Origin of the sequence: Cupriavidus necator A5-1, assembly GCF_000744095.1 — a bacterium.
Taxonomy (GTDB): domain Bacteria; phylum Pseudomonadota; class Gammaproteobacteria; order Burkholderiales; family Burkholderiaceae; genus Cupriavidus; species Cupriavidus necator_A.
Genome location: NZ_JQLI01000001.1, coordinates 442,251 through 456,113 on the forward strand (window position 1 = coordinate 442,251; position 13,863 = coordinate 456,113).

General features: G+C 62.8%; 9 protein-coding genes and 4 pseudogenes. 6 read left to right on the plus strand and 7 right to left on the minus strand.

What is annotated here, in order from left to right; translation table 11 throughout:
* Positions 1-601: 601 nt before the first annotated feature.
* Positions 602-1,622, minus strand: a pseudogene (locus K307_RS02150) (IS110 family transposase).
* 487 nt (positions 1,623-2,109) lie between these two features.
* Between K307_RS02150 and ltrA the strand changes: the two are divergent.
* Positions 2,110-3,586, plus strand: a pseudogene (ltrA, locus tag K307_RS02155) (group II intron reverse transcriptase/maturase).
* Between the two features lie 75 nt (positions 3,587-3,661).
* Positions 3,662-4,301, plus strand: a pseudogene (locus K307_RS02160) (carbonic anhydrase).
* Here K307_RS02160 and K307_RS48905 read toward each other — a convergent pair.
* Together K307_RS48905 and K307_RS50545 are read right to left on the minus strand one after the other, a co-directional pair.
* A pseudogene (locus K307_RS48905) lies at positions 4,219-4,422 on the minus strand (integrase core domain-containing protein); the annotation flags it as partial. The pseudogenes K307_RS02160 and K307_RS48905 overlap by 83 nt on opposite strands.
* A 57-nt stretch (positions 4,423-4,479) precedes the next feature.
* The gene (locus K307_RS50545) at positions 4,480-6,294 is read right to left on the minus strand and encodes a LysR substrate-binding domain-containing protein (protein WP_080744834.1); all 1,815 of its coding nucleotides are present in this window, start codon (positions 6,292-6,294) and stop codon (positions 4,480-4,482) included.
* A gap of 235 nt (positions 6,295-6,529) precedes the next feature.
* Here K307_RS50545 and K307_RS02175 point away from each other — a divergent pair, with 235 nt between their 5' ends.
* On the plus strand, positions 6,530-8,077 hold the full coding sequence (locus K307_RS02175) for a winged helix-turn-helix domain-containing protein (protein WP_042876029.1): 1,548 nt from the start codon (positions 6,530-6,532) through the stop codon (positions 8,075-8,077).
* Positions 8,078-8,133: 56 nt separating this feature from the next.
* Here the strand turns inward: K307_RS02175 and K307_RS50230 are convergent, their stop codons facing one another.
* The 3 genes from K307_RS50230 to K307_RS02190 are packed head-to-tail and all read right to left on the minus strand — an operon-like array spanning position 8,134 to position 10,216.
* On the minus strand, positions 8,134-8,778 hold the full coding sequence (locus K307_RS50230) for a TonB-dependent receptor (RefSeq protein WP_042876031.1): 645 nt from the start codon (positions 8,776-8,778) through the stop codon (positions 8,134-8,136).
* Positions 8,748-9,161, minus strand: coding sequence for a TonB-dependent receptor (locus K307_RS50235; protein WP_042876032.1), 414 nt, complete (start codon positions 9,159-9,161; stop codon positions 8,748-8,750). Before K307_RS50235 ends, K307_RS50230 begins: the two co-directional genes overlap by 31 nt.
* Before the next feature lie 26 nt (positions 9,162-9,187).
* Positions 9,188-10,216, minus strand: a complete 1,029-nt coding sequence (locus K307_RS02190; RefSeq protein ID WP_042875959.1) for an IS630 family transposase — start codon at positions 10,214-10,216, stop codon at positions 9,188-9,190.
* A 62-nt stretch (positions 10,217-10,278) separates the two neighbouring features.
* Here K307_RS02190 and K307_RS48440 point away from each other — a divergent pair, with 62 nt between their 5' ends.
* Positions 10,279-10,458 carry a hypothetical protein gene (locus K307_RS48440; RefSeq protein ID WP_042876034.1) on the plus strand — a complete coding sequence of 60 codons (180 nt, stop codon included), beginning with the start codon at positions 10,279-10,281 and terminating at the stop codon, positions 10,456-10,458.
* A gap of 482 nt (positions 10,459-10,940) precedes the next feature.
* Here K307_RS48440 and K307_RS02200 read toward each other — a convergent pair whose 3' ends face one another.
* The gene (locus K307_RS02200; protein WP_042876037.1) at positions 10,941-11,852 is read right to left on the minus strand and encodes a LysR substrate-binding domain-containing protein; all 912 of its coding nucleotides are present in this window, start codon (positions 11,850-11,852) and stop codon (positions 10,941-10,943) included.
* Positions 11,853-12,176: 324 nt separating this feature from the next.
* Between K307_RS02200 and K307_RS02205 the strand changes: the two genes are divergently transcribed.
* Positions 12,177-13,127, plus strand: a complete 951-nt coding sequence (locus K307_RS02205; protein ID WP_042876039.1) for a ring-cleaving dioxygenase — start codon at positions 12,177-12,179, stop codon at positions 13,125-13,127.
* Positions 13,128-13,144: 17 nt separating this feature from the next.
* Positions 13,145-13,771: an NAD(P)H:quinone oxidoreductase gene (gene wrbA, locus K307_RS02210; RefSeq protein ID WP_042881092.1), complete on the plus strand. Its 627-nt coding sequence runs from the start codon at positions 13,145-13,147 to the stop codon at positions 13,769-13,771.
* Positions 13,772-13,863 lie beyond the last annotated feature (92 nt).

The window sequence follows — 13,863 nt, forward strand, 5'->3', positions numbered from 1 at the left end:
CTGGGCGAGGATTTCGCCTAGGTCGCGGGTGGCGAATGCGCCGCACGAGTCCACCGGCCCTTCTTGCGGGCTTCTGGGAATGCTGCCGCAGGTGCCTTCCAAAGTCACTGCGGCTGCGCAAGGATGAAGAACTGCTTCACCACACAGACAAGCCGATCAAGTCAATCAGCGCGCGGTGACTGCGGCCGCAGCACATCGAGTTTGCACCCAATGACGAAAGCGTCCTCATGCAAAACCTTGTCGAAGGCTTTCTGAAGTTTCAGCGCGAGGAGTTTCCCAAGCGCACAAAGCTGATATGACTCCCAGTGTCAATCGAGATTGGTTTGATTCAGTTTTGCAGTTGCATGTTGTTTCCCCCCTCCCAATTTCCTAAAGGCGACGTAGCAGTAAGTGTCGACGGTGGATCAAGCTGATATCCGCGGGTTGGTTACCGCATTACAGAGGTCCGCCCAATGAGCCTGCCGCTATCTATTGCCGCAAGTCGGATGAAATCCGTTGCCTAGCTTTGTCGCGGGTTGCTCGGTGTGCCGGGGCTACGCCGCCTTCAGGAAACTGGCTCCACAGTGGTGTGAGATATTGGTTAGTATCTTGAGGCGCTGGGTTACGTTGTCTGGGCCGCGTTCGGTACGGCAAGCGACATGGCGAGCTGGCTGATGTCCCAGATGAACCCACTCAGTTCGCGAGCCACCGCAACCACGGCAATGTTCGGGTTTTTGCCGCGCGCGGCAAGTTTCCGATAGCGCCGGCACAGTCGAAGCTGGGCGTCCCAGGACCGGTCAACGATGGCCTTGGGGATGCCTTCGTGTCGGCGCTGAATCTCGGGGCTCACGCGTGCCGGGTGCCGGTAACTCCAGGCGGCCTCGATCAGTAGCTTTCTTGCATAGACAAAGCGCGAGAGATCGCCCAACTCGGCGAGCATGCCTATCGCCGTGGTGAACTGCACCCCGCGCATGGCCTGCAGGCCCAGTACGGCAGGGTAGAAGCGCCAGTTGACCACTGCCTCGCGCAGGGCCGCCTCGAGACGGCTGCATTGCACGAGCCGGTCCTCGATGGCACGTCGATATTCGTCAAAGGCAAGTTGCTGCCATGCGCTATCGAACGCAAAGGCGCCGGTGCGCCGGTCCCCAGTCGGCTTTGCCGCTGTAGCGGACACCGTGCGAAAGCAGAAAGGCCTTCAGCCGTTGGCGGGCGCGCTTCAGATCGTCTTTGGCGTTGACCCAGGCGCGTGACAGATCCCGGAATGCTTCGTCCTCGACGCTGGGCACGTACACCGCCGACAGGTCCCCTGCACGCAACGAGCGCACCTGCTTGACCGCATCGCGCCGATCGGTCTTGACGCGCTCTCCGGGTTTCTTCGGGACTAGCGACGGCGCGCACACCATGCATTCGAATCCCTTCCCTGCAAGCTGCCGGTAAAGGCCATATCCGCATGGGCCCGCCTCGTAGACGATGCGGATCCGGCGCGCTTTAGACTGCAGACGCTTGCACAGGCGATCGATATCGGCCTTTGACGTACCGATCTTGCCAAGTAGTTCGACCTCGCCCGTGCCGAGTGCGTAGGCGACCGTGATCGAGTCCTTGTGAACGTCCAGCCCCACATACAACGTGCTATCGTTTTCCATGCTGGCCTCCGCGCTGGAAATCGCCGGGTGCGGCGCTGTCCGCACCGTGCGGCTCTGGCAGTCATGCTAACCCGCGTTTGATTCCTCGCGGCAGGCCAGCCCTCTTGCCCCCAGGGGAGTCATACTGAGTGCGCCGGGAGACCGGCAAGGAGTAAGTGGTGCGAGTCCACTACGATGAAGGAATAGCGAACCACATCGGCGCCGAGCCGTGCGCAGGCATCCGCGAGGATGTCGGCGAAGCGTCGGTAGGGGAGCGTGTGGGCCAGCCATTGAGCCACGATAGGACTGTCATCCCGGGTGCCGACGCGGTTCAGTACGCGGAAGGCTATACGGAGGGGCGCGTGAGCGCGAGTGCCCCGACGACCCGGCGTGGTCGAAGACCCTGGCACGTATGGACGCTCCTTGCACGGGAACCGGGAGATCTCTCATCTGGCCAGTCGCAGCATGGGCTGGTCCGCATCGGGAAGGCGAGGAGCCGCAGCCGATGATGAACGGACGGGAGAAGTCAGACTCCGCCATATTAGCGAGGAAGCCTGCGAACAACGCCGGAATATCGGCTGCGGAGTGGGTGGAGCGAAGGGCGGGGACCAAGGGGAACATGGGTCAGCCCAACACGTGCCGGGCGCAGAACCGGGCAAGCGTGCCACACGGGCTGGAACGTGTACGGCAGGCTGCAAGGCAGCGGAAGAAGGAGCGGTTCACCGCGCTGCTGCATCACGTCACGGTCGACCGGCTTCGGGAGTCGTTCTATGCGCTCAAACGCAACGCGGCTCCGGGAGTGGATGGTATGACGTGGCGGTACTACGAGGCAGGACTGGAAGAGCATCTCCAGCGACTGCACACGCAAGTACTCAGCGGAGCGTATCGGGCACTGCCCGTACGGCGGCAGTACATACCCAAGCCGGACGGAAAACAGCGCCCATTGGGGATTGCCGCACTGGAAGACAAAATCGTCCAGCGCGCGGTGGTTGAAGTGCTAAATGCGATCTACGAGGAAGACTTTCTCGGTTTCTCGTACGGGTTCCGACCCGGACGCAGTCAGCATGATGCGCTGGACGCGTTGGCAACGGCCATCATCCGCACCCCGGTGAACTGGATTTTAGACGCCGACATCCGGAGCTTTTTTTGACTCGGTCAGCCAGGACTGGCTGGTTCGGTTCATGGAGCATCGGATCGGCGACGAGCGCATCATTCGCCTTGTGCGGAAAAGGCTCAAGGCGGGCGTTCTGGAGAATGGAGAACTGAGCGTCAGTGAAACAGGGACACCGCAGGGTTCGGTGGCATCGCCACTGTTCGCGAACGTGTATCTGCGCTACGTGTTTGATCTCTGGGCCAACCGGTGGCGACGGCGGGAAGCTAAAGGCAACCTCATCATTCTGCGGTACGCGGATGATATCGTGGTCGGCTTCGAGCACGAAGCCGACGCGCGGCGATTCTGGGACGCGATGCGACTGAGGTTGGAGGAGTTCTCGCTTGCGCTTCACCCGGACAAGACGAGGCTGCTGGAGTTTGGCCGCTACGCAGTGGTCAACCGTCAGCGCCGAGGCCTTGGCCGACCGGAGACCTTTGCCTTCCTGGGTTTCATCTTTATCTGCGGACGATCGCGCCGTGGTGCCTTTCAGTTGCAGCGAAAGACCCGAGGCGATCGCATGCGGGCGAAGCTCAGGCAGGTCAAGGAGGAGCTCCGGAGGCGCATGCACGACCTGATCCCTGTACAGGGACGATGGCTCAAGCAGGTGGTTCGCGGCTACTTCGCATATCACGCTGTACCCACAAACTCGCGAGTGCTTGGCGCATTCCGCTATCACGTCACTGACCTATGGCGGCGCACGCTCCGGCGACGCAGCCAGAAGGACGCAATGACATGGGAGCGAATGAGCCGGCTCGCAGATGCTTGGCTCCCGCAACCTCGAATCCTCCATCCATGGCCCGATCAGCGCTTCGCCGTCAAACACCCGAGGTAGGAGCCCGGTGCCCGAATTGGGCACGCCGGGATCTGTGCGGGGGGTGCTCAGTAATGGGCATTCCTACCGCGATCCATTCAAGCATCTGGCCACCACCCAGAACCCTCGTGCTCGGACAGTCGCGTCATACCGGAACTGCTGACAACAAGAACCGGGCGAACTGTTCGTCATCCGCAATGCCGGAAACATCGTGCCGTCCTACGGGGTGCAACCTGGAGGCGTCTCGGCTAGTGTCGAGTACGCGGTCGCCGGCCTTAGCGTCACCGATGTCGTCATCTGCGGTCACTCCGACTGCGGTGCCATGACGGCAGTCGCGACTTGCAAGTGCCTGGACCATATGCCTGCTGTTTCTGGCTGGTTGCACCACGCCGGCGCCGCAAAGGCCGTCAATGAATCGCGAGAGCACGCATCCGAGCGGGCGCGCATTGACTCCATGGTGCGAGAGAACGTCATTGCCCAGCTTGCCAACCTTCGAACCCACCCTTCTGTGGCACTCGCTGTCGAGCAGGGACGGTTGAACCTGCACGGCGGGGTGTACGACATTGAAACCGGCTCCATTAGTGCGCTGGACGGCATCACGAACGGCTTCGTTCCTCTTGCGGAGAACCGGGTCTCCGCGAATCCACCCCGACTCAACGCAACTGCCGTTCTGACTGTAGGCCATCCTCGGCGGCTAGGGCGGCTGACCCTGTCCCCGGAAGGATCGCCGATGTGACCTGCAGGCCGCATCGGCGGGCGAATTCGGTGGGGGTGGCCCAGTCCAGCGCAGAGTGGGGTCGACTCTCGTTGTGGTGGGTCCGCCAGGCAGAGATCTTGGCCCTGGCGTCGTCCACTCCTGGCGCAGCCGCTCGTTGAAGCTCTCCACGCGCGCGTTGTCAGTCGTCTTGCCAAGTCTACTGACCCCGCAGGGGCACCAATGGCGCCGAGGCGACCTGTCGATCATCAGGCGTTGGTGAGAAAGCACCCGCGCATTGAAGGTCCAGCGCCCGGATCGCTGCCGTCATGTGGTCGACGAACACGCGGATACGCGACGGCAGATGCTGACGGCTCAAGTAGCAGATGTAGTGGCCCCGGTCATCGGGTGCGTACTGTGGCATGGAGTGAACCAGTTTCCCCCCGCGCAGCAGATCGCAGATCAGGTACCCGCCCAACTGAGCGATGCCTTTGCCTTGGAGGACGGCCTCCAGCACTAGCCCGACATCGTTGAACATGAGGCGCGATGGCGGAGTCAGCTTGCGCGATCCCCCCTCCACCTTGAACTCCCATTCGTAGACGCGGCCCGACGGCAGACGGACGTTGATGCAGTCGTGCTGCATCACCGCGTCCGGCGACTCGGGCATACCGCGCCTTACCGCATACTCGGGCGAGGCGCACACCAAAGTCTGCATCGGGACGATCTGTTTCGCGACGATCCGGGTGTCGGCCAGGCGCCCGTTGAGAAACGAGACGTCGATGCGGTCCGACGTGAAGTCGCTGGCGACGCAGCTCAGGTGCAGCTCGATCTCGATGTCGGGGTACTTCTCCTGGAAGCCCCACAGCAGCGGCGCAACCACCTTGCGGCCGAAGCCCACGGAAGCGGAGACCCGCAGGCGTCCTCGCGGCGGACCGTCGCGCAGATCGCGCAGGTCCTCCATCGCCTGTGTGATGACCGCGACGCTGGGCTGGCAGCGGGCATGGAGGATCTCGCCTTCGCGCGTGAGCGAAATGCTGCGCGTCGTCCGACTCAACAGACGCAAGCCGACCTGCGCCTCCAGCTTCTGGATGCCGCGGCTGACCGCGGAACGAGTGATCCCGAGCCGGTCAGCGGCCTTGGAAAAGCCGCCTTCGGCCACGACGGTGATGAAGGCGACGACTCCGGGATAGCTCGTCGCGAAACTCGATGCAAGCGCGTCCGAGTTGTCCGCACCGGCAGTCGCCAAAAGAGGGGACTGCATGGCGAAGCAGGACTGAGCCTGGTAGCGACCGAGCCAGTCCTCGAACCGGATCGCGCCGATGCGGGGGTTCTCCCCGGGTGTGAGCGTCCGATCGGAGAGGAGGCCACCGAAGTAGCGCGCGTGGACGTCCGGCACGACCTTGCGCGTATCCTGCGTCGCCCGCAGGAAGCGCCTGACCAGTTCGTCCAGCGGCATCGCCTCCGGACCGGCGATTTCGACCGTGCCGTTGACCGGCGGCGCGACTGCAACGTCGGCAAGCGCCGCTGCCACGTCCGCTGACGCGATCGGCTGGATCAGCGCCGGCGACAAGCGAATCTCCTTGCCTAGGGTGGCCAACTGGGCAGCCGACTGGGCAATGTCGCCGACAAACTCGTAGAACTGCGTCGCACGCACGATGGTGTAGGGAATGCCGGACGCCTTGATGAGGCTCTCCTGCGCGACCTTCGCCCGGAAATAGCCGCAGTCGGGAAGCCGTTCGCTACCAACGATCGACAGGGCCACATGGTGGCGTACGCCGGCGGCAGCGCCCGCAGCCAGCAGGTTGCGGCCCGATGTCTCGAGAAACTCGAGGGCCGCCTTGTCTTCCCATACTGGCGCGTTCGCCACATCGACGACGACCTCGGCGCCGTCGAGCGCTTTGGCCAAACCCTCGCGGGTGATGGTGTTGACGCCGGTGTCAGGGGCGGCTGCGAGCACGTCATGGCCGCGCTTGCGAAGGTCCTCCACAAGCTTCGTTCCGATGAGGCCGGTGCACCCGATGACGACAATCTTCATGTTTTCTCTCCGTTTCTCGACCGCAAACCGTTGCCGTCGATGTGCGTGGAGATTGCCCGCGCGCTCCGGGGAGGTCCTTGCCTTCACCTTGAATTTCTCTGCAGGAGAGCTTGGTTCTTCGTCCAAGCGTTGCCCGATCGGGATGAGATGCTCTCACCACCGGTTGCAGTATCATCCATGGACGGAATTCGCCAGTTGCCCCCACCTGGGAGCCGAATCGGCCAGGGGATGTCAAGTGCAGTTCGTGTTTGGAGACTATGTGATCGACCCGGAACGCCGGGAGCTTTCGCATCGCGCGAAAGTCGTACCTGTCGGGCCGCAGGTCTTCGATCTGCTGCTGCATCTCATCAGGAACCGCGACCGTGTCGTCAGCAAGGACGACCTGCTGCAGGCGGTATGGCGCGGCCGAATCGTCTCGGAATCGACGATCACCAGTCACATCAATGCGGTTCGCAAGGCCATTGGCGACACCGGCGGGGAACAGCGCTTGGTCAGGACTGTCGCCCGCAAGGGTTTCCGCTTCGTCGGCGAGATCGGCGAACACATCTCCAGAGAATCGAGGGAGCCGCCGTCCGCGCTCCTCCTTCCGGGTAAACCCTCCATTACCGTATTGCCCTTCCAGAACCTGAGCGGCGATCCCGAGCAGGAGTATTTCGCCGACGGCGTGGTGGAGGACATCATCGCTGCGCTGTCGCGCATACGCTGGCTGTTCGTCATCGCGAGCGGCTCGAGCTTCACCTACAAGGGCCGCGCAGTCGAGGTGAAGGACGTCGGCCGCGAGCTTGGCGTGCGCTACGTGCTGGAAGGCAGCATGCGCAAGACCGGCAACAAGGTGCGCATCACAGGGCAGCTCATCGATGCCAGGACCGGGACACATCTCTGGGCGGAGCGCTTCGAAGGCACGCTGGACGACATCTTCGAACTGCAGGACCAGGTTGCGGAAAGCGTGGTCGGCGCCATCGCGCCGCAGCTCGAGCGGGCGGAAATCGAGCGTGCCAAGCGCAAGCCGACGGAGAACCTGTGCGCCTACGACTATTACCTTCGCGGCACCGCGCAGGTGCACAGCGGAACGCGCGAATCAATCGAGGCGGCGCTGCCCTTGTTCTACAAGGCCACCGAGCTCGATCCGGATTTCGCATCGGCCTATGGCATGGCGGCCTGGTGTTATATCTGGCGCAAGATGAATGGCTGGATGACCGATCAGCCCCGGGAGATTGCCGAGGGCACTCGCCTGGCGCGACTGGCGGTGGAGCTCGGCCGGGACGATGCTGTGGCGCTCACGAGAGGAGCTCATGCACTCGGGCATCTCACCGGCGACCTCGACGGCGGTATCGCGCTGTTCGACAGAGCTTTGCTGCTCAATCCGAACCACGCCCCTGCATGGTCCCTGTGCGGGTGCCTGCACGCTTGTCGCGGTGAAACAGACGCTGCGATTAAGTATTTGGCGCGTGCCGTTCGCTTGAGTCCATTGGATCCGGAAATGTTCAGGATGCAGGCTGGGATGGCGCTGGCACATTTCTTCGCAGGACGCTTCGACTCCGCTTCGGATTGGGCCGAAAGGGCCAAATGGAATCTACCGAGTTTCCTTGCCCCGGTCGGCGTTCTGGCGGCGAGTCATGCGCTCGCTGGACGCATGGACAAAGCAAAGGAGGCGATGCAGCGCCTGCGCACGCTCGATCCGTCACTCCGCGTTTCCAATCTCAAGGACTGGCTTCCGATCCGTCGCCCAGAAGACCTGACCCAGTTTGCGGAGGGGCTGCGGCTGGCCGGATTGCCCGATTGACTACGGCACGATTGCTCCTCGCCGATGGCGCATACCGGGCCGAGCAGAGCGTGCTCTCAAACGGCCGCATAGATCGCATGGATGAGACCGCGAAGGCCTTCCCTGTCGAGCGGTGTGCCGCCCCTGGTGGGGCCGGTGCTGCGATCATGCAGACCCATGGATGAGTCGCTTCTCAATCTCACGTCAAAGTCATTGAGCCGAGCGGAACGCGTCGCAATTGGGCCAGGTCGAGTCCAGGCACCGCTGCCGTCGAACCCTGCGTACCGAGCAGTAGAATGGTGAGACAGCGTTGCATGGAGCAACCTCCTGTGATCGATCATGGAGACGTGCCATCGGCGCACGCCACGCCGCTCGAGGTGCGAAGTACTCCGAGCGGCGCAGGCACGGCCTGGCTCAAATCGCAATTCGCACCCGACAGTGAGAGCCCGCCCGCCCAGCGGTGCAAGGGGCCGCACGGTTTCGATCGTTGCCGCGTTGTAGGCCAGCCGGTCGCCGACGTTGTTCACCTTGGCGAACAGCAGCCCATCAGAGTTGCCGACGCGAACCTTGCAGCTCGCAGCCAGGTTGACCAGCGTCCAACCCGGCGTCGCCGTGTCGTTGGAGGGAACGCGGTTCTGGCGCTTGGCGTTCTTCGCTTCGACGCGCGTCGTCCACAGTCGCTGGAGCCAGTTCAGGCCGAGGGTGAGACGCAGGGGCGCCATGCGCGGCAGCGGCTCACCGGTTGCGAGGTTGTCCGCATGGGTCCAGTCGCCCGGCCGTCCATTTCCAGCTTGGCGGAGGTCGAGCGCCGCAACGGCGTCTGGCCCTCGGCTTCCAGGCCGTACAGCCGGGCCGGCACGCCCTGAAACTGGTACACGGGGAAGGTCTCGCCGTTGTCCTCGAAGTCGGGCTCGCCGGTTGCGAGCAGCGCGATGTAGCTGGAGAAGCGCGTGTAGAACGCGCCGGCCTTGATGCGGCTGTCTCCGCTCTTGAACTGCAGGCCAACATCCAGCCCGCGGTTGCGCTCTTTCTGCTGGTTGGGGTCACCGCGCTCGAACGTGCCCGTGGCCGCATGCACGCCGTTGGCGTACAGCTCGTAGTTCATATGCTTCGCTCAGGCGTCGACATTACTCATAAGTCAGAAATATAGCGGACAGATGGGTGCCTGAAGAACGAGCGCACGAGCTTCGGGCTGCGTCTAATTTGTGCAAGCTGCTCATGAATTCGCGGGCCCAGCTTTTCGCCTTTTTGCAAAGGGGAGCGCGCGACGCCGCTGCGCTTGACGTGACTCCACACTAACTCATCCGGATTGAGGTCCGGTGCGTAACCGGGCAGGAAATGCAAGGTCAGTTTTCCTTGCGTACTGGCAACGTAGTCCTTGACGATGGCTTTCTTATGCGCTGGCAATCCGTCGACGATCAGATGTACCGCCTTCTTTCGATTGAACATCAGCTTCTTGAGCAGCGTGACGAACAACTCACCGCTGAGCCCGCCTTCGTACGTGGCAAACCAGAAGGCACCCTTCGAATTGACGGCGGACGCCGCGCTCATGCTTTGCCGCTGGCCCGGCCGCTCGACTACGGGCGTTTCGCCGCGCGGCGCCCAGGTCTTGCCATGCACCGAGTCAGCTCGAAAGCCCGATTCGTCCCAGAAGAAGATATCCGCCTTCTGCTCACGAGCCTGCCTGGCAATGGCCGGATACGTGTCGTGCCGCCAGCGATCGATTGCCTCCGGATCGCGTTGGTAAGCGCGCTGCAGCGGCTTTTGCGGCGTCAGGTTCAGGCGTGCCAGCATTGCGCCGATCGAGGCCAGACTCAGCGTCACGCCGAACTTTTGCTGCACCAGTTCGCGAACCAGGTTGCGCGTCCACAGCCCGAAATCGAACCCGTACTGCATCGGATTCTTGCCGTTGATCCATCGCAGCACCCGCTGCTCCTGCGCGGGCGTGAGCGTGCGCGGGCGACCCGTGCCTTTGGTCGAGCGCAGCGCCCGTACACCACGGCCGCGCGCCTGGGCGCGAATCTTGTACGCCCACGACCGATTCATCCCAAGCGATGCCGCGACATCATCCGGATGCTCCCCCTCGGCCATGCGTTGCACCGCCAGGATGCGCATTTCTTCAAGCGTGTTGTGAGCCAGGCTGCGACCGTCCCGTTTCATGAGCGCTCCCTTCAATGACTTTCGCTCAAGCATAGACCATTTGTCCGCTAAGTTCCTGACTTATGAGTAATACGATCCGCGTCTGGCTTGGGCACGTCTCCCTGGACACGACCAACATCTATGCGGAGGTCGACCTTAAAATGAAAGCCAAGGCGCTCGAGCGCTGCGACATGCCAGATAAAGTCTCAGTAAAACGCTGGCGCAAAGACCACAACCTCATCACTTTCCTGAAGACGCTCTAACCATCCGCCGATGTCGACGCTTGCACCAGCATCGCACGATCGCCATCGTCACTTCACCGCAATCCTGTGGTCGGCTTACGCGTGTGGAACCCGCCGGACTATCCCGGCGACCATTCAATGCCCATAGACGCTACCGCCCGTGGAGCGGTTTAGCACAAACGGTTTTTTAGTTACCGGTCGCGGACTGCTCGCCCTAGCCGCTGTTCATATGCATGTGGCCGCGACCGCTAACCAAAAAACCCTCTGCCAAATGTGGTGGACCACATTTGATGCGAGAATGGGGCACGCCGGGATCTATGTGCGGGGGGTACCGGGCAACTGGTATTCCTACCGCGATTACGAAATGTTGGCACTTTGCTTCGTTCTACGGGAATGCAGTGGCGGATATCGCCAGGCAGTGCTGCGATTTCCATCCCATGGGCGCGGTAGGCCAAGGCTGGTCATGCATCGCGCGATCTCGACGGTCCGGCGTTTCGGCAGGCTCAGTTCCGGTCGAACGCCGTCACCTTGGGTAGCACCACAGCGAGATAGTCCACCAGTGTGCGGACCGCCGGCAGCAGGCCCGTGCGATATGGAATCAGGGCGGTGATATGGGCGTCCGCGGCGATCCATTCCGGCAATATCTGCCGCAGCGCGCCGGCCTTCAGTTCGTCTTGGCAGACGTATCCCGGCAGCGCTGCGACGCCGACGTTCGCGCACGCGGCCTCTTTCAGCGACATCAGGCTGTTGCTCTCGAATCTCGGTTCAAAGTGCGCGGTGACCACGCGCTTGTCTGGGCCCTGCAACGGCCACTGCCGCGCGCACTTGCCCGCCATGGCGATGATGGCGTGAGATGCCAGGTCCTCGGGTTGCGTCGGCACGGACGTTCGTTCCAGATAGTCGGGCCCCGCGAAGAGATACCACGGTGTCCTGGCCAGCGGATGCTGGATCAGGTTGGAGTCCTGCAGCTGGCCGACATGACCCCGGATCGCCAGGTCGAATCCCTCGCCGACGATGTCCACGATCCTGTCCGTGGCGGTTTCGTCGATTCTCACCTTGGGGTGGTCGGAGAGGAAGGTCGGCAGGACGTGGCGTAGCGCGAACTGGGCAATGTCCGCAGCCGTCGTCACGCGGATCACGCCGCTCGGCTCCGCCAGCCGCTGGCGCATGGCTTCCTCGGCAAGCTCGGAACTCTGCAGCAGCGCCACGGCGTACTGGTAGAACTCCTGGCCCACCTCCGTCATCGCAAACTGGCGCGACGTCCGGTTGATGAGCCGCACGCTCAGCGAGGCTTCCAGTTCCTTCACGCGGTGACTCAGCGTTGACTTCGGAAGCCGGAGCGCCTCGCCCGCCGCGGTGAATCCGCCGCGGTCGACCACCTGCACGAAGTAATAGACGTCCTTCAGATCTAGCATGGCATGGCGACTCGCCGGCCATTCCAGTGCCGGCGGCGTTCGTTGCGGGAGTGAGTGGGTGACGCCCGATCATACTCCAGCGCTGGCGCCCACTGCCGCCCGGGCAATCCTTGGCGCCGTGCCGCGTCTGCATCCCGACAGCCTCGGGAATTGCCCATCCGGCGCCATCGCGCGCACCGCGCCTTACAGGGCGGCATTGTCCAAGTTTGCCGAACCCTGCGTCCAACCCGTGACGACTGCCCAATTGGTATCTGCCGTCTTAAGCTGTTGCACAGGAGCGGCTATGCGCTGTTTCTACATGCCTATTTCAAACTGGAGAGGACAATGTCAATGCTCAAGGGATTTCATCACCTGACCGCCGGCGTGAGGCACGCGCAGGAGGATGTGGACTTCTACGTCAAGTTGCTCGGGCAGAGCCTCGTGAAGAAGACCGTGCTTCTCGACGGAGAGGATCCCATCTACCACCTTTACTACGGCAACGCGAATGGCGATCCGGGGACCCTGGTGACGTCGTTCCCGTTCCGCCAGCGGGGGGTCATGGCGCGTCAGGGATCGGGCCAGGTGCGGGTCATCAACTACTCGGTCCCCACGGGCTCGCTCGAGTTCTGGCGCAGCCGCTTCGATGCCATGGACGTGCCGTATGACAGCGAGATCGTCGAGCGCTTCGGAGAGCGCCGCCAGCGGTTCCAACATCCGTGCGGCATCGAGTTCGATCTCGTCGAAACGGATCTCGACCCGCGTCCGGCTTGCGTGGCCAGCGATATCCCCGAAGTCCATGCCATCCGTGGCGTGCACAGCATCACGCTGTCGCTGCGGGATGTCGCCGAATCGATCCGCTTCATGAGCGAAGCGATCGGTTTCCGGAACGTAGGCCAGGCGGGACCCTACTACCGCTTCGAGACGTACACCGGCGGCCCGGGCACAATCGTCGAGTTCCTGCATGAGCCGGACCGGCACCAGGGCTCGTCGATCTACGGCGAAGGCACGGTCCACCATGTGGCCTTCGCGGTGGACAACGTGGAACAGCAGGCGATCCTGAAGGAGAAGCTGTTTGCCCTGGGCTACATCGATACGTCCGAATCGGTGCACCGCAACTACTTCCGCTCGATGTACTTCAAGATGCCCGGCGGCGTCATGTTCGAGGCGACGACCACCGACATCGGCTTCGCGATCGATGAAGCGCCCGGCCATTTTGGCGAGGAGTTTCAGCTCCCGCCCTGGCTGGCAGATCGCAAAGACGAACTGCTGGGCCGGCTCGAGCCCATCTCTGCATGACGTTGCCGGGGATCGATATGCGGAAGCCGAAAGTACTGATCGTTTTCTATTCACGGAACAGCTCCACCGAGATGCTGGCCAAGGCGGTCGCCGAGGGGGCCCTCGAGGCTGGCGCCGAACTCCGCATGCGGCGTGTGCGGGAGGTCGTCGGCCCCGACGTCATGCGGCAGGCTCCAGGCTGGCTCGAAAGCGCCACGGAGATGAACGCGATATATGAAGCGCCGACGGAGGCCGATGCCGAGTGGGCCGATGCCATCGTGTTCGGGACGCCAACGCGCTTCGGATCGATCTCGACGGAGCTCAAGGCTTATATCGACGGGCTCGGCGGCCTCTGGTTCCAGGGAAAGCTCAACGGCAAGGTGGGCTCTGTATTTGGCTCCACGTCGTCGCGCCACGGAGGCAACGAAGCCACACTGCTGTCGATCTACACGCCGATGGCGCACCTGGGCCTGATCATCGTGCCGCTGGGCTATGCTGACGCCGTGATGTTCAAGGCCGGCACCCCGTATGGCGCGACCCATGTCTCGCACCGTGATACCGTGAAGCCCGACGACGACCACCTGGCGGTTGCCCGATTCCAGGGCCGCAGGGTGACGACCGTCGCCCGTGCCTTGCACGTCCAGTCGCAGCCCGTGGCAGCCTGAAAGTAAAAGCCTGATGGTAAAAAAGGGCGGAGACTCGCAGTCTCCGCCCGATTCCTGCATCGGCACAGGCCGATGACACGATGGCAACCAGC